General features: G+C 33.8%; 9 protein-coding genes and 1 pseudogene. 4 read left to right on the top strand and 6 right to left on the bottom strand.

Going from position 1 to position 16,132, the window contains the following annotated elements:
- The first annotated feature begins 103 nt into the window (after nucleotides 1–103).
- Complete coding sequence (locus tag TERY_RS15295) at nucleotides 104–1,231, top strand: M50 family metallopeptidase (protein WP_011612660.1); 1,128 nt, start codon at nucleotides 104–106, stop codon at nucleotides 1,229–1,231.
- Nucleotides 1,232–1,955: 724 nt separating this feature from the next.
- On the opposite strand, the gene TERY_RS15290 is transcribed toward TERY_RS15295, so the two are convergent.
- Nucleotides 1,956–2,693: a methyltransferase domain-containing protein gene (locus TERY_RS15290; RefSeq protein ID WP_011612659.1), complete on the bottom strand. Its 738-nt coding sequence runs from the start codon at nucleotides 2,691–2,693 to the stop codon at nucleotides 1,956–1,958.
- Between the two features lie 8 nt (nucleotides 2,694–2,701).
- The gene (locus TERY_RS15285; RefSeq protein WP_011612658.1) at nucleotides 2,702–2,941 is read right to left on the bottom strand and encodes a hypothetical protein; all 240 of its coding nucleotides are present in this window, start codon (nucleotides 2,939–2,941) and stop codon (nucleotides 2,702–2,704) included.
- 1,034 nt (nucleotides 2,942–3,975) lie between these two features.
- Between TERY_RS15285 and TERY_RS15280 the strand changes: the two genes are divergently transcribed.
- The gene (locus TERY_RS15280; RefSeq protein ID WP_011612657.1) at nucleotides 3,976–6,507 is read left to right on the top strand and encodes a sugar phosphate nucleotidyltransferase; all 2,532 of its coding nucleotides are present in this window, start codon (nucleotides 3,976–3,978) and stop codon (nucleotides 6,505–6,507) included.
- Nucleotides 6,508–6,748: 241 nt separating this feature from the next.
- Here the strand turns inward: TERY_RS15280 and TERY_RS15275 are convergent.
- Nucleotides 6,749–8,018 (bottom strand): annotated as a pseudogene (locus tag TERY_RS15275) (IS701 family transposase).
- Between the two features lie 1,008 nt (nucleotides 8,019–9,026).
- Here TERY_RS15275 and TERY_RS15270 point away from each other — a divergent pair.
- Nucleotides 9,027–9,533, top strand: a complete 507-nt coding sequence (locus TERY_RS15270; RefSeq protein ID WP_011612656.1) for a single-stranded DNA-binding protein — start codon at nucleotides 9,027–9,029, stop codon at nucleotides 9,531–9,533.
- A gap of 97 nt (nucleotides 9,534–9,630) precedes the next feature.
- Here TERY_RS15270 and lipB read toward each other — a convergent pair whose 3' ends face one another.
- Nucleotides 9,631–10,296, bottom strand: coding sequence for a lipoyl(octanoyl) transferase LipB (gene lipB / locus TERY_RS15265; RefSeq protein ID WP_011612655.1), 666 nt, complete (start codon nucleotides 10,294–10,296; stop codon nucleotides 9,631–9,633).
- Between the two features lie 903 nt (nucleotides 10,297–11,199).
- Between lipB and hpf the strand changes: the two genes are divergently transcribed.
- Nucleotides 11,200–11,847: a ribosome hibernation-promoting factor, HPF/YfiA family gene (gene hpf / locus TERY_RS15260; protein ID WP_011612654.1), complete on the top strand. Its 648-nt coding sequence runs from the start codon at nucleotides 11,200–11,202 to the stop codon at nucleotides 11,845–11,847.
- A gap of 210 nt (nucleotides 11,848–12,057) precedes the next feature.
- Here hpf and TERY_RS15255 read toward each other — a convergent pair whose 3' ends face one another.
- Both TERY_RS15255 and TERY_RS15250 read right to left on the bottom strand, forming a co-directional pair.
- Nucleotides 12,058–12,522 (bottom strand): redoxin domain-containing protein, encoded by a 465-nt coding sequence (locus TERY_RS15255; RefSeq protein ID WP_011612653.1) that lies wholly within the window; start codon nucleotides 12,520–12,522, stop codon nucleotides 12,058–12,060.
- Between the two features lie 1,433 nt (nucleotides 12,523–13,955).
- Nucleotides 13,956–15,746 (bottom strand): AMP-binding protein, encoded by a 1,791-nt coding sequence (locus TERY_RS15250; protein ID WP_011612652.1) that lies wholly within the window; start codon nucleotides 15,744–15,746, stop codon nucleotides 13,956–13,958.
- Nucleotides 15,747–16,132 lie beyond the last annotated feature (386 nt).

Here is a 16,132-nt window from a genome sequence, read left to right as displayed (position 1 = left end):
AAGAAACAACACAACTTATTGATATTTTGTTACATTAAATATGTAAATTTCAAAAAAGTAAAAATTAGTTTTAACTAATAGACTAACTTTATAGGATAAATTTATGAATGGATCTTTTCGTGTCGGCAACCTATTTGGCATACCATTTTACATTAACTCATCCTGGTTTATAGTCTTAGGTCTCCTTACTTTAACTTATGGTAACGACCTAGCAACTCAATTTTCTCAAGAATTGGGTAATACCTTACCTTGGATACTAGGATTAATAACAGCATTATTATTATTTTCCTCTGTCTTAGCCCATGAGTTAGGGCATAGTTTTGTTGCTCTATATCAGGGAATAAAAGTAAAATCAATTACCCTATTTCTCTTCGGAGGTTTAGCTAGTTTAGATAGAGAATCTAAGACTCCTATAGAAGCATTTTTGGTAGCAATTGCTGGCCCTTTAGTGAGTATATTATTATGCGGTTTCTTTGTATCAATTAATATATTTACATCCATTACTGGACCAGCAGAATCCATTGTTCAACTTTTAGCTTATATCAACTTATTCCTAGCATTATTTAACCTAATTCCAGGTTTACCACTTGATGGTGGTAATATCCTTAAATCTATTGTTTGGAAAATCACTAATAACCCTTATAAAGGAATTATTTTTGCAAGTAGAGTAGGTCAAGTATTTGGTTGTTTAGCAATAATTTCTGGTTTAATTCCCGCATTTTTATTTAGTAGAATTCCTAATTTTTGGAATATTCTCATTGGTTGGTTTCTACTACAAAATGCTGGTCGCTCTGCCCAATATGGAGAAATTCAAGGTATGCTTGCTGATTTAAATGCAGTAGATGCTATTATTCCTGATAATCCAATTGTATCAAACAATCTCTCTTTACGAGAATTTGTGAATGAATATGTTATTGGGAAAGAAGCTAGAAAGAAGTTTTTAGTGATAAATGAAATGGGGCAGTTTGTAGGAGTAATTAACGTTGATGATTTAAAAATAGTTAATACATCCCAATGGCCTTTGGTTCAGGTAAAAACATTAACAAAACCTTTAGCAAAGATAGAGACTGTAACCGCTAAAACTTCTTTATTAGAAGTAATTTCTTTGTTAGAGCAAAAGCAAATCAGTGAACTAACTGTTATTGATGAAAATGGGATCTTAGTTGGGTCTATTGAAAAAGCTTCAATTAGGCGTTTGTTAACAAGAAAGGAGCAAGCTAAAACTAATTAAGGTGATTATTTTAATTACCCTAATAATGAACAACAGCGACAAGAAGTCCTATATTTTATAAATCAATAATACTAATTTTTTTCAAAATTATTCGTACCATGAGTAAATTTGTATTTTTTTTTTGAACAACACAATATAAGCACCGTTATATTATTATCTACTTATTCTCATTAGGATTTGGCTCAATAAGTTTTATAGGTGAGGGTAGGATGCAAAGAGGCAGGGATAAATGGGAATTACAGAAGATTTGTCGGAAGTATTTTCTTTTAGTTTTTCTGCCATTAGTAGCTCAAAGTACTTCATTTTGAGTCTTGTTAAGTCAAAACTATTGCACATTCTTTTTTTGAATAAAAAAAACTACAGTATTATTCTGTAAATGCTTTAAGTTTTTTCAGCCAACCCTAATTATTTCAGCTCACAAGAAGACAAATAATTTAGCTGGTATAGATGTTTAATAATTTCCACGACTACTTAGTAGGATACTTATATGAGCTTAATTCTTACTTCTAGTTAGGCTAAATTTTGCTTAATTCTCGACAGTACTAGCTGATTAATAAATCATAAATAAATGAACAAAAATATAAAACTCTCTACATAAATTTTAAAGAAAGAAACAAGAAAAGATAATGAATACTTTTAAAATATTCTCCGGCCGTTAGATACACTTAAACAACCGATCCTTAGCTACTAACTCAAGACAATTTCGTATTTCGTGCTCTACCATTCAAAACCTTACTTTATACATGTGAAATAATTCTCCTGATTGTTGCTTTACTATTTTTCCACCCTTAGCCTTAATAATTTTTTCCCATTTTTCTAGTGGCTCCAAAAATACTTCTGCCCCTAAATAAGTTTCTAAAATTGCCCAATTTTCTGCCAGTGGTTGTTCTGAATTAATAACATCAAAAACCAAGTGACATTCCGATTTTAGAACCCGTTTTACTTCCTCTAATACAAGTTCCCAATAATCCACAGGATAATAACAACTGAACCCTGTAGCGATCGCCAAGTCAAACTCATTTGCTTGATACATTAATTGATGAGCAGGTCCCAGTTCTACTTTCTTAAATAGTTTATAATTTAGTAAAGAACCTCGTTTATTCAGATTATCCCTAGCAATAGTGCTAATTTCTTGACCATAAAAAAAAGCCTGCCAATCTCGCCAAGGATAAATCAGAAAACTCACTCCACAGCCAATATCCAAACATTTTTTATTTTTTTTAGGTTTAGCTATTTCCCAAAAAGGAGAAACTATTTTTGCTGTGAGATTACCAGAGGCAAAATCGTGAAATATTGGCATTGCCTTTACTTCGGGGGGTAACTCTAAAGGTTCTCCGCGGTACTCTTGCTCAAAACGAGCTTGTACTGCCATGATTTGAGCATACCAATTATCTAAATTTTCTTTAGCAAACCAGAAAGATTGCTCGTTATTTGCAGACAAGGCAGACTTTTTTTGAGACATATTTCTTTTTATCGTCTATTACCCTTAAGAGCCTTTGTAAAGTTCTTACGATAAGATTTATTACCAATTAACAAAACAGGCCATAATATAGATAAGACCAAACGACTCTGAAAGCTCTGAGAAAAGTTGGTTTGTTTAAATCCATTCCAGAACTTCCAGGCTCCACCTCCATATATAACAAGCAATAATAAACTAATAATGGTACCCATGGCACAAAAACTCGGAAAAGGTTCTTTTTTTTTGGACATAGCCTTATTATAGATTATTGAATCAATCTTAAACTGGGCTACAAGTTGAATATTTTTATAATTATTATAACCTTATTATAGTAATCCGATCATTAGTTGTGATTATTTTTATAATAATTAATTTCTAGTGCAAATCTTTTAAATTCTAACTTTTGACTCTTGATTCCTAATTGCTAGCAAAATATTACAATTTATATAGGATTGCTTAATAAGTAATGCACTTCTAATTAATTAAATGATATTCACTTTGTTATAGTTTTTTCTAAGGAATAAAGATAAATTTCGGCTTTTTATGGGAAATAAGTTACCATTCAGCTTTTGAATATATTCAAGCAAAAAACAAGCTTAAATTTATAACCAATAATACTTGAAAAAAAATCATAAAAAATATTTATTTTTAGTTTTGTAAAATTCTGACTTTGCCTTGGTTGTTGCGAATTTTTGTTAGGTTGTGAAAGTTAAATATAATCTAAGATTTGGATATTGATGTAAGGTTTAAATAAAACAATATAAAAGATTGGCAATTAAGTAAAATAAATGAATTATAAATGCTCTAATATTTAAAAGTTTACAGTTATCGCATTTCTAGGGGAAAGCATAGTAATTGAACTAAGGTTAAGAAATTAAATATCAAAGTGCATAATGGATTTAAAGAACAATAAATAATATCTCAATCATCCAATTTTAATAGTATAAGAATCAATTTATGATGAGAAAAATTCCTATTGCTGAATGTACTAATAACTGATAACTGATTTTCCCTATTGCCTAAATTTTTTCCACAGTAGGTATTCAAAAAGACAGAATATTATAGGAATTTGATTAACTTAGGATACACTACCTAAATATACCTGAAATTTGAAAGAATTTCCTGAAATATAGAAGCGCGTCAAAGTTTTGAGCCTATAAAATATTAATGTATGAATTCCTAACTTAGGGGATCGTAAAACGTTATTACTTATACAATTGTGTTTTATTCATAAGCTAAATATGACTGCTATAAATATAGAAAAAAAATTAACAAAGGAGAAATTATGCGCGGAGTTTTGATGGCTGGAGGTTCAGGAACACGACTCAGACCACTGACTTGCGATCTTCCTAAACCAATGGTTCCAATTTTAAATCGTCCAATAGCTGAACATATTATTAATCTATTAAAAAAACATCAAATTAGGGAGATTATTGCTACTTTACATTATCTGCCTGATGTAATGCGTGAATATTTTCAAGATGGCAGTAAATTTGGAGTTCAGATGACATATTCTGTGGAAGAAGAACAACCTCTAGGAACTGCTGGTTGTGTAAAAAATATTGCAGAACTTTTAGATGGAACATTTTTAGTAATTAGTGGAGATACAATTACAGACTTTGATTTAAGTGCAGCTATAGAATTTCATCAAAAACATAAGTCAAAAGCTACGTTAGTATTGACGCGAGTTAATAATCCAATTGAATTTGGAGTAGTAATTACAGATGAAGAGCAGAGGATTAAAAGATTTCTAGAAAAACCTTCTACAAGTGAAGTATTTTCGGATACTGTTAATACAGGAACTTATATTTTAGAACCAGAAATTTTAGATTATTTACCAAGTAATCAAGAATGTGATTTCTCTAAAGAATTATTTCCTTTATTGTTAGATAAAAATGAGCCGATATATGGCTATATTGCTGAGGGTTATTGGTGTGATGTTGGACATTTAGATTCTTATCGGAAAGCTCAATATGATGCACTTCAACACACAGTAAAACTTGAGTTGCCTTATAAAGAGCGATCGCCAAATCTCTGGATAGGAGAAAATACTTATATTGACCCAACAGCTAAAATTGAGACTCCGACTTTAATTGGAGATAACTGTAGAATTGGTCCGAGAGTTCATATTGAACTAGGTAGTGTCATAGGAGATAATGTAACAATTGGCGCAGATGCTAATGTCAAGCGTCCTATTGTTTGGAATGGTACACTGGTGGGAGAGGATACCAATTTACGAGGTTGTGTAATTTGTAGAGGTTCTAGGATACATCGTCGTGCCCAAATCTTGGAAGGTGCTGTAGTTGGTTCTTTATCTACTGTGGGAGAAGAAGCCCAAATTAGTCCTCATGTCAGAGTATGGCCTAGTAAAACAGTTGAATCAGGAGCCATTCTGAATATTAACTTAATTTGGGGTACAACTGCCCAGAGAAACTTATTTGGACAACGTGGGGTGCAGGGATTAGCAAATATTGATATTACTCCAGACTTTGCGGTTAAGTTAGGAGCTGCTTATGGTTCTACCTTAAAAAATGGTTCTACAGTATCAGTTTCTCGCGACCAACGTAATATATCTCGGATGGTTTCTCGGTCTTTAATTGCTGGTTTAATGTCGGTGGGAATTAATGTAATCAATTTACAATCTACCGCTATTCCTATTGCCAGAACAATTTTACCCACCATGAATTTAGTGGGTGGCCTTCATGTACGTCTTTCTCCTGATCGCTCAGATCAAATATTAATTGAAATCTTTGATTATCAAGGGATTAATATTTCAAAAGTGAAAGAAAAAAACATTGAAGGAGCATATTTTAAAGAAGATTTCCGCCGAGTACAAATATCAGAAATTGGCAATATGATTGATCGTCATGAAGTATTAAATGCTTATAGTAAAGGCTTTGAAAATCTTCTCAATTCTGAGGCAATTCGGTATAGTAAATCTAAGGTGGTAATTGACTATTGTTATGGTGTTTCGGGAGCAGTATTACCACAATTATTAACTAAATTTGGTTGTGATGCAGTAGTTCTAAATGCTAGTTTAAAAGAAACTTCTTTAGGGATAGAAGAAAGAGAAAATTTACTAGATCAATTAGGTCGGGTTGTAGAAGCTTTGCAAGCTAATGTTGGAGTTCAGGTAACAGCAAATGGAGAACAATTAATATTAGTGGATGAAGTTGGTTCTGCCATTCGTGGTGAAACGTTAACTGCACTAATGGTAAATCTAATGTTAACAGCTCATCCACGGGGTACAGTGGTAGTACCAATTAATGCTTCTGCTGCAGTAGAACAAATTGCTCATCGTCATGATAGTCATGTGATTCGGACAAAAGCTAATCCTACAGCATTAATGAAAGCTTGCCAAATTAATCATAATGTGGTGCTAGGAGGAAGTGGTGATATGGGATTTATTTTCCCAAAGTTACATCCTGGTTTTGATGCTATGTTTTGCATCGCTAAAGTCATAGAAATGTTAACTATTCAAGAGCGATCGCTAGGACAAATAACTGCAGATATTCCTCCTATTACTCATCGCTGTTATACCATACGTTGTCCTTGGAAAGTAAAGGGAGCATTAATGCGGTATTTAGTAGAAACTAACCCACCAGAAAAGTTAGAATTAACTGATGGAGTAAAGATTATTAATCATCAAGATAACTATTGGGTATTAGTTTTACCTGATGCTGGAAAACCATTAGTACATATTTATGCAGATAGTAACGATCGAGATTGGGTAGATAAAACCTTAAGAGATTATCGCAACATGATACATGATTTTGTCAACCTATTTATGACCAGAAATCAGTTAGATAACTTATAAGTATTCATTAATCAGCTATCAGCTATTAATTAGATTTTTTTTAATCTGTTTAGTAAGGCTAGGGAGTAGGGAATAAGGAATTGTTAATAGTTACATTACCTTGATTTTTCTCACTCAGGTCAGGAAAAAATCACTTGTTAGTAAATATTAATTTCGTAACTTTCAAGTTTTGAATATTAACTTCGTAATTTTTTTACACTTTTATCAAGGTAAGCCACAACTAACGGGACTTTAGCAAATTTCAAGCCCAAACAAACCCTAAACTCTCTTTATGAGCGGTAAATACGTCGATGTTTTCATCTAACCACTCAACAAAACGATAAGATATTGCGGTACGAAATGCTTCTAAAGTATCAGTAAACGTATTTAATGGTTTGTTAGCCCAACGCCTTCTTATACCTCCTGTTAACTGATGCCAGATAATAAATGTATAAGCACAAAATACTAAAATAAAATGCCTTTTAAGGCTGATTTTATCTCTGACTTGATATTCTCTTAATCCTAACCATCCTTTGGCTTCCCTGTAGAAAACTTCCACCCAATTTCTTTGAGAATAAGTAGAATATATCCACTCAGGAGTTACATATTTGTCTTCTCTATTAGTGATATAATAGTTAATATCAGTGGCCTCAGAAAAACTTTTAGCATTCATAACGATAGCTATAGTTTTTTGACCTGACATCCTAGATATTTCTACTTCTAATGTAGCTACCCAAACTTCTCTAGCATTTTTTGTACTTAGTTGAACTAAGTTGAAAGCTTTCTGAGGTATACTTTCTGCCAGCTTGTCTAATCTAATTTCCTCTTTAATGTCATCTTGTTTTTTAATGATGACTTTTCGATTTTTAGCTAATCCTCCTATATAAGTTAAACTTCTTTTCTCTAGTTGATTTAAGAATGATGTATTGTTACCATAGCCAAATTTCAATTAACACAATTTCTGGTTGGTGTCCTCTGGACAAACATTGATCTACTAGAGACATTGCACTCGTCTGGTTTCTTGACAAATTCTGGGTCTTTTTTTCCTTTTGGAAAAGAATCAGCTTTCTGATACAAAGCTATGTCTAAAGGTAGACTTTTAACTCCATCATAAAGATGAGTTGTCACCACGACTACACCATTATCTGTTTTTCCTATTTCTCCTATATATTGCCGCCCTACTCCTGCAGTAAAATTACCACTTTTTCTGTGGCCTGAATCGTCTATAATTAAAGCAATAGGATCGAGAAGGTTTTGTTTGGCGACGTTCCCACATTACTTGAAGACGACGCTCATTCACAGCATCTACAGACCAATTTGCTCGAACTAGAAAATGCCGTAATTTGTGGTACGTGTGACCTACAGTGTTGTTGGCAATTTGAGACAAGTTTTTTCGATCGCTTTCTCAAGAGTAATCCTCCTATATATTCCCTAAACCCTGTTTTTTGGGCTTTTGTTTTAAAGACATTGTTAAAGCGATCGCACCATCGATGGAAACAAGAGGGCATGGCCACTGAAGTTGTTTCTTTCATCAAACTTTTCCCAGGCCAGTAATTAACGTAAAATACATATCAGGTATACATTATACCCTTTTTTTTACTATTTTTTCACTAAAGTCCCGCTAAAAATAATATATTATTATGGTTCTAATTTATTCAGCTATTCCTAATTATTTCCCTTGAGGGTATAAATTAGTATTGATAGATTTAAGGATAATTAAAGGTATTGAAAAAACTGGCTTTAATCTATATTAATCCGATAAAACCGTTGTAAAAATTACAAAACTAATAAAATTTAAAACTATTGCTAATGACCTATTGCCTATTTCCAAAAAGTTAGAATATATTTGGATAATACCAACATAAGATTGTTATGGAGAGTTTATGTTCATAGGTTTAGTGGAGCAGAAAATGGGAACATCAACCCTCATAAATACCTCCTTAGTGGCAAAAAATACAGACATTCATGAGAGTCATACTAAAAACTTAGGGATGGGACGATAGCTTGAGAAACAAGCAACTATTAATCGGCATTGCTACGACACAAAAATAGCTAATGATTTAAAGGGTATTAAGCTTTCCCAAGAAAAGCAATACATACCATCAAAAACCGGATGTTTTGATACAGAAAAGGATCCCGATACTGTGAAAGCGATAAGTCCAGTTTTTAGGAAATACAAAAATAAGCAAGTAATCAATTTATCACCAATTATTGAGGAGAGTTAAGTGCTTAAACAAAATAAATTATACACTTGCAAAGCTAAAATTCTAACTGTGTAAACATCTCTTGGGCAAATAATTTTGTATAGTTACCTATAACTAGATTTGAGTAATCTATAAAAATATCGTTACGATTAGGGAAAAGAGAATCGAAAAACTAGTATAAATTTGATTATTTTTATTAATTTGAGAATTAATTACAAATTATTTTATTTCAGATATCATAATTGTATAAATAAGTTGAGATGAATATTGGTAAAATCAAAGAATATCATCCATATTCCTTTGTTCAAAGCAAGTTATTCTTAGTCAAAAATTAAAATGAATAGTTGTATATTAATGGTACAAATCACCAAAGATCCAGAACTGCGCTATACAGCAGATTCTCAATTGCCAGTAGCAGAAATGATAGTAGAATTTCCTAATTTAGGAGTTAATAATAAACCTGCTTTACTAAAAGTAGTAGCGTGGGGAGACTTAGCTGAACAAGTCAACGAAAAATATCACCAAGAAGATTATGTTATTGTTGAAGGCCGCTTAAGTATAAACACTATTGAACGACCAGAAGGATTTAAAGAAAAACGAGCTGAATTAACAGCCTCCAAAATCTATCCTATTAGCTCTGAGGCTATGACTCAAGATGAAAATCAAATGCCAACAAATAAATCCAGTAAGAGAAATTTCACTAAACAGCAATCACAGGAAGAACAATATAGTAATGTTGTAGATTTAAAATCTCGTCTTAGCTCTACTGTTAATGAAGAATCAAAAACTGATCTAGTAGAGAGTGAATTACCAGCTGACGATTTTGATCCTATTCCTTTTTAAGGAAGTAGTCAACACTTAGTCAAATAATCAGTAGGATAATTTTTTAAGCCAGGGACAAGGGGGCTTGAGCCCAGAGCTGCTAAAAGCTGATAACTAGTCAAAATAATATAGCATTTGTACTTTTGACTAATTTGACTCCAAATACTTTAGCAAAAGCATTAGCTACTAGAGGAAGTACTTCATCTGTAGTAATACTAGGAATAAACTGAGCCAAACTACCTACAGATTTATCAGAAATACCACAAGGTACAATCCTTTGAAAACCTTCTAAATTAGGAGAGACATTGAGAGCAAAGCCGTGCATGGTTATCCAACGGCTAACTTTAATCCCAATTGCTCCTACTTTTCGACCCTCCAACCAAACCCCTGTTAAACCTGGATATCGTTCACCCTTGAGACCAAAGATATCTAAGACTTTGATCAATACTTCTTCTAATTGTCGTAGATACCAATGTAAGTCTTGCTGATAATGTTTTAAGTTGAGGATTGGATAACCTACCAGTTGGCCAGGGCAATGGTATGTTACTTCTCCTCCTCGTTCTACTCGGTGGAGTTCGTATTTATTTTGAGTAGGATCGAATTTAAGAAAATCTAATTTTGCCCCTTGTCCTAAAGTATAAACCTGTGGATGTTCCAATAATATTAGAACATCAGCCAATTCTGGACAATTATGACGTTGTTGAACAAGCGATCGCTGCCATTCCCAGGCCACCGAATACTTTGTTAATCCTGGACAAATTAACTGGCAAGTTTGAGAAGTCATTTTAGAGTAGAGAATAGGTAGAGGCGCTCTTATGGAACGTCCCTAAAGAAGATTAAAATGCTCCCCGGCTGTTAGGTGCGCGGGTAGCTCTCCCTTGGGTTGTTCAAGGGCAGGTTGAGGTTTTTCACGACATACCCGCTGTGCACTTCACAGACTAATGAACTTACCCCCTTTTGGGGGGTGGGTTAGGATAGCTTACTTAAGCCTTACGTGTCCGTTTTTTGTCTCGGACTGCCCAGTCGCGATTAATTAATTAAATCACAACTTATGTATTCAAAAAAAACTAAAAAGTCGCTTATAGACTAGGCTTTTTAACCCAATTTTTCGATAATTTGTTAACATCCTTCCCCGCTGTTAGGCACGAGTATTCATAACGAGCCTTAGATAGGATAAAGCTTGACGTATCTAAGGCTGCTGCCACCTTGGCGAACCCTCACTTCTTGAGGAGGTTTTCAATTTAATCAATTTTTCGGTAAACGGAAAATAAAAAATAATAAAAATAAGTTAATCTCAGTAACTTGAGAAAACTTATATTCTTAATATCCTTTCCGACATAAAAGCAAGGATAAAAAACTGAGCTATAGTTCCTCAGTTGCTTGACGTTTAACAGGCTGCTGCTAGCTTGACCCTAGTCAAAGATATTGCGTGATGCGTCCCTTTTTTGTCTGGTAACTACCTGCCTACAATTAATTAATACAATAATAACGTATATATCTAAAAAAACCAAAAAGTCGTCTGATGGGTGGGTCTAGCTTTAAACTCAATTTTTTGGTAAAACTAGGACAAAAAAAATCAAGAATTGTCAAGGGATGCAAAGGATTCTAAAGATAGGATGCTGGGGATCATACAAAGTGCTATCCTTATATAATAATAGTAAGCCCAGAATATTAGCGGAGGGAGCTTATGAAGCTTGTTATCCAGGGTAAAAATATAGAAATAACCGATTCCATTCACGAATATGTTAATCAAAAAATTGAAAAAGCAGTTAATCATTTTCAACAACTAACCACCGAAGTAGATGTACATCTGTCAGTCGCTCGAAATCCGCGCATAAATCCTAAGCAGACAGCAGAAGTAACTATCTACGCTAACGGTACAGTCATTCGTGCCCAGGAAAGTAGCGAAAATTTGTATGCTAGCATTGACTTGGTAGCAGATAAAATTGCACGCCAACTCAGAAAGTACAAAGAAAAGCGTCAATCTAAGGTTAATAAAACTAAAACTGTTGATTTGATTGAATCACAGCCAGTTGTGGAGAATTTAATTGGCGATCGCCAAGCAGAGCTACCCAGTGAAGTAGTACGGACTAAATATTTTCCTATGCCCAGTATGACAGTAGAGGAAGCCTTGGAGCAGCTACAACTTATTGACCATGATTTCTATATGTTTTCCAATGGAGTAACAGGTGAAATTAATGTTATTTACAAACGTTACCATCATGGTGGTTATGGTTTAATTCAACCACGACCTAATGGTAATGATAATGGTAATAATGGAAAAGTATCCGATAGTATTGGTGAGGCAGCAGGCCTTAAATCTACTCATATCTAGAATTATCTTAATATCATGTCCAGTTAATAGTTCTAATTAAAGTTTGTAGTAGGTTTTGAGGAGTCAGTATAGATATTTCATCTCCTCAAGTTCTACTACAAACAAAAACTTTTTGATATTAAATTGTCCGGACATCATAATAGAAGGAGTTTGGAGGTGCGATTAGTCCCAGTCACGCGCCTTGATATTTGATTTCCCGTCTGGGCTATGTTATACAGTGACTCTTAACTTTCTTAACGCTTTTAACGCTTCTTTGGAGTGAACTTCAAAGTCAAACGTAGAGTCACAGATATAACGGATAATTCCTTCTTTATCTATAACGTAAGTAGCTCTACCTGGAAGGATCCAGAGGGTAGGAGGTACATCATACAATTGTCTCACTTTGTTGTCTGTATCACATAAAAGAGTAAAGGGTAAACTATATTTAGTAGAAAATTGTTTGTGAGATTGTTTGGAGTCTCCACTAATGCCAATTATTTCAGCATCAACATTTTTAAATATGGTATATTGATCTCGAAATGTACAAGCTTGTATCTTACACCCAGGTGTATCGTCTTTGGGATAAAAGTAAAGAACAACATTTTTCTTACCGCGGAAGTCAGATAGAGAAACTTCGGTTCCTTCTTGGGATGGTAAGGTAAATTCCGGTGCTTGATCTCCTACTTGAATTTTCATAGTTAATGTTGTAAATCAAACTATTATTGGATGCTATGTTAACTTATATTATTTTAGCTTGACAGACTCTATTTTTTTTACTGGTTGAGCTATACATCAAGCATATACAAATAACGTAGCCCTTATAATTATACACTTATAATAAGACAAATATCAATTATTAATATTAAAAAAAATTATTATATTGTTTTGTAAAGTTTATATAATAATTCTTGAAATTAGCCAAAATAATTGTTCTATACTCGAGGATTGAGTAGCAACTGTGACGAAAGTGTTGTTAACTCCAAAATTTTGTCACAGAAAAGTTAAGAAAAGAATTAGCTTACCTGGGAGAAATCAAGTCAAGAAAATCACAAATAAACTGACAATGAGTTAGGTATTTCTGATGTTTCAATCTGTAAAATTAGTAAACATAAATTGGCAACAACTTGGCTGCAATTTAACAGAGTAACGTTAAAAAATAGTCAAATATAAATGAAATAGTTGTAGTTAATATTATCTAATAATTTGATTGGGTTTATTTGAAATGAAAAAAAGTTAAAAGCAATCAAGAATATTTTTAAATAGAAATTTCGGAGGATATGAAAATATTTTTCGCTCCTGTTCTGATGTTAATTGTAACTGAAATAGCTACCTTTATATCCCGAGAAAATTTATCTGTGAAAACTCATTCAATTAAGTTACTAATAGATTTTACTGATTAATTCTCAAAGCATTGACAGAAATTATACTTTAGCTAAACTAAAAAGTTTCAAAAAGTACCATAATTTTGATGGCTTAAGTTTAATGTATGGATAGGATTTATGGCATATCTAGCCCCAAAAATTAGGGGGAAATTCTGACTATACCGGACCTAGTGAACAGTCCATTTATCTGTGCTTCGGCGTCTCCGTACTGCCGTAGAAGAACCCTCACCAAGACTTTTTCAGTAAACCTTAAATACTCCCGATTTTTTGACATAAACAGTTAACAATAACTAGGAAAATTAGGTAAAGAAAAATTTTATGGCTAGAATTTTTTCAAAATATCTATAATCTGAGTTACGTCTGGGAAATGTGGGTTTCAAAAGTTTTCTTGACTCTTATGATATGAGCTAAACAAAGATTTTATTGATAGAGTAATCTGAAAGCTATTTTTGTTTGTAGTTAATGTGATAAAAAAATTGTTTTATTTGTGAATTGAAATGTTTTTATTGGCATGGAATTATAGAAATTATCAAAAACTGTACTTTACCTGGATTTTCTATTTCTAAATACTATTTATTGATGTAATTTTATTATTAACTAACTTCTGTGGTTTTTCCAGCCCTAGTTAACTACCTTCAATGAGTAGCATTATTTACGATAAATAGTATTACAACTCCAACTTTTTTGTAGTGCTATATTAAATAAATAGTTGCTCAGAAATTCCATCTGTTCAAATAAAATTGTCCCTTAAGAATTTTCACTATCTATATAATTAGAATTATTGGCTAATTCAGATACACTACCCTTTTCAGCTTGAAGTTGCCAGTTACCAACCGAATTTAGAGTACCCTCCAAAAATTGACTGCGACATAACCGACGTTGAATCTTACCACTGGTAGTTTTGGCAATACTACCAGTCTTCAACAAACTAATAGTATAAACTTCCACCGTATGTTCCTCAGCAACTGCCTGGCGAATAGCTCCCACTACTTCCTCAAAATTCAAATTTCGTAAATAACTACGCTCTACCTCCTGAATAATTATTAACCGCTCATCATCTTCTGCCTCTATAGAAAAAGCTGCTCCACAACCAGACCGCAAAGCTGGATGACATTTTTCCACAGTTAATTCAATATCTTGAGGATAACGATACCTACCCCACAAGATCATTACATCTTTAATTCGACCAGTAATAAATAATTCCCCATCCTGTAAAAATCCTAAATCTCCTGTCCGTAAAAAAGGTCCTTTATCTGCCAAAAAACCATTAAAAGTTTGTTCTGTTTCTTCTGGTTGCTGCCAATAACCCTTACTTACACCAGCACCTGATACCCAAATTTCTCCTACTTCCCCCTGTGAACGTCTAGCTAAAGATTTTGGATCAACTATGGCAATTTCATCACCCAACCAACCCCAACCACAACTAACCACTGGCTTGCTGTTTTCACGACCAACTACAACTCGATTTTCTGCCAAAGCTTCAGCATCTACATATTGAATAACTGGAGCTTTTGTTTTTGTTCCACCACTAATAAATAGAGTGGTTTCTGCCATTCCATAACAAGGATAAAAAGCTTCCCGCTGAAACCCACAAGGTGCAAAAGTATGGGCAAATCTTTCTAAAGTTGCAGCTCGTACAGGTTCAGCTCCAGAAAATGCGACACTCCAACTACTTAAGTCTAAATTTTGTAGTTGTTCTGGGGTGACTTGACGAGAAACTAAGTCATAAGCAAAGTTGGGTCCCCCACTAGTTGTTGCTTTGTATTTACAAATTGCTTTTAACCAACGTATGGGTTTTTGAATTAAAGCTACGGGTGACATGAGAGTGACTGGAAAACCTCCATATAGAGGTTGTATTACTCCGCCTATTAGTCCCATGTCGTGGAACATGGGTAACCAAATTACCCCTTGACTTTCTGCTGAATGTTCAAAGGACTGATAAATAATTTCTGAATTATGTAAGATATTGCTGTGAGTTACCATTACTCCTTTTGGTTTGCCTGTGGAACCGGAGGTATATTGGAAAAAGGCGAGGGTGTCTGGTTCTATTTTTGGTTCTTTCCATTTTGGAGCTTCAGAGGATGATATTTTATCTGTAGCGATCCAGGGTAACTGGTTGAGTTTGGGAGCTAAGTCTAGATTTTTCGCTAATTTTTTTTTAATTTGCTGTAAAAAAGATTCTGTGGTGAGGATGGCTTTTGGTTGGCAGGAGTCGACTCTTTCTTGGAGTTTGGCTATAGCTTCGTTGTTGAGGGGAGGGTTACTGGTGACGGCGATGGCTCCTGCACAGATACAAGCAAAGAAGCTGGCGATAAATTCTAGCCCAGCGGTATAGGGATAAATGACTAATATTCGGTCTTGTAGGGTAATGAATGATTGGAGGTGGGCAGCGATCGCTCGTACTTGGACATTTAGTTGTTGATAGGTTAAGTGACCAGACTCAGTTTCTCCATCGGGCAAGAAAGTATAAGCTATTTGGTCGGGAAGATTTTGGGAGCGATGGTTTAGGATATCTAGTATTGTTGAGTATTTAGCCATTTGAGAATTTTTTCAGCAGGTTAGTTATTGGAGCATTGTATTAGAAAATCCACTGTGTTTTTATAAGGGTTTCAGATAATAGGGTATGGGCATGAAATTAGGGCCAATATGGGTGGACAACAAATTTCCTCAAGAGAAGAACCAAAGATTGGTATTGGTCAAAAAAAGGGCCTTTTTTCTGAACCTTTATTTTCCCAACCAAGTCAAAATATTACCCCATCTTTAAAAACAAAAGATTTACAGCGCTTTCTGTTGTTTAATAGTAAAGTCATTCTGGTAAAATGGCCCCTATCCTAAGCCACTTACTGGGTCAATAATTGCCAATGTAATGAAAAATTATTCAACTTCAAAATCATCGTGGCTACCAAGTTATATGGTAAGTAAGC

The sequence above is a fragment of the Trichodesmium erythraeum IMS101 genome, from assembly GCF_000014265.1.
Classification (GTDB): domain Bacteria; phylum Cyanobacteriota; class Cyanobacteriia; order Cyanobacteriales; family Microcoleaceae; genus Trichodesmium; species Trichodesmium erythraeum.
The sequence above is the reverse complement of the archived record's forward strand: the minus strand, read 5'-3'. Positions and strand labels throughout refer to the sequence as shown.

Bases quoted from the DNA above. Each gene is read 5' to 3' on its own strand.
- TERY_RS15280 (WP_011612657.1), top strand. From the start codon at position 3,976: ATGCGCGGAGTTTTGATGGCTGGAGGTTCAGGAACACGACTCAGACCA.
- TERY_RS15295 (WP_011612660.1), top strand. From the start codon at position 104: ATGAATGGATCTTTTCGTGTCGGCAACCTATTTGGCATACCATTTTAC.
- TERY_RS15290 (WP_011612659.1), bottom strand. From the start codon at position 2,693: ATGTCTCAAAAAAAGTCTGCCTTGTCTGCAAATAACGAGCAATCTTTC.
- TERY_RS15270 (WP_011612656.1), top strand. From the start codon at position 9,027: ATGAATAGTTGTATATTAATGGTACAAATCACCAAAGATCCAGAACTG.
- TERY_RS15255 (WP_011612653.1), bottom strand. From the start codon at position 12,522: ATGAAAATTCAAGTAGGAGATCAAGCACCGGAATTTACCTTACCATCC.
- lipB (WP_011612655.1), bottom strand. From the start codon at position 10,296: ATGACTTCTCAAACTTGCCAGTTAATTTGTCCAGGATTAACAAAGTAT.
- hpf (WP_011612654.1), top strand. From the start codon at position 11,200: ATGAAGCTTGTTATCCAGGGTAAAAATATAGAAATAACCGATTCCATT.
- TERY_RS15250 (WP_011612652.1), bottom strand. From the start codon at position 15,746: ATGGCTAAATACTCAACAATACTAGATATCCTAAACCATCGCTCCCAA.
- TERY_RS15285 (WP_011612658.1), bottom strand. From the start codon at position 2,941: ATGTCCAAAAAAAAAGAACCTTTTCCGAGTTTTTGTGCCATGGGTACC.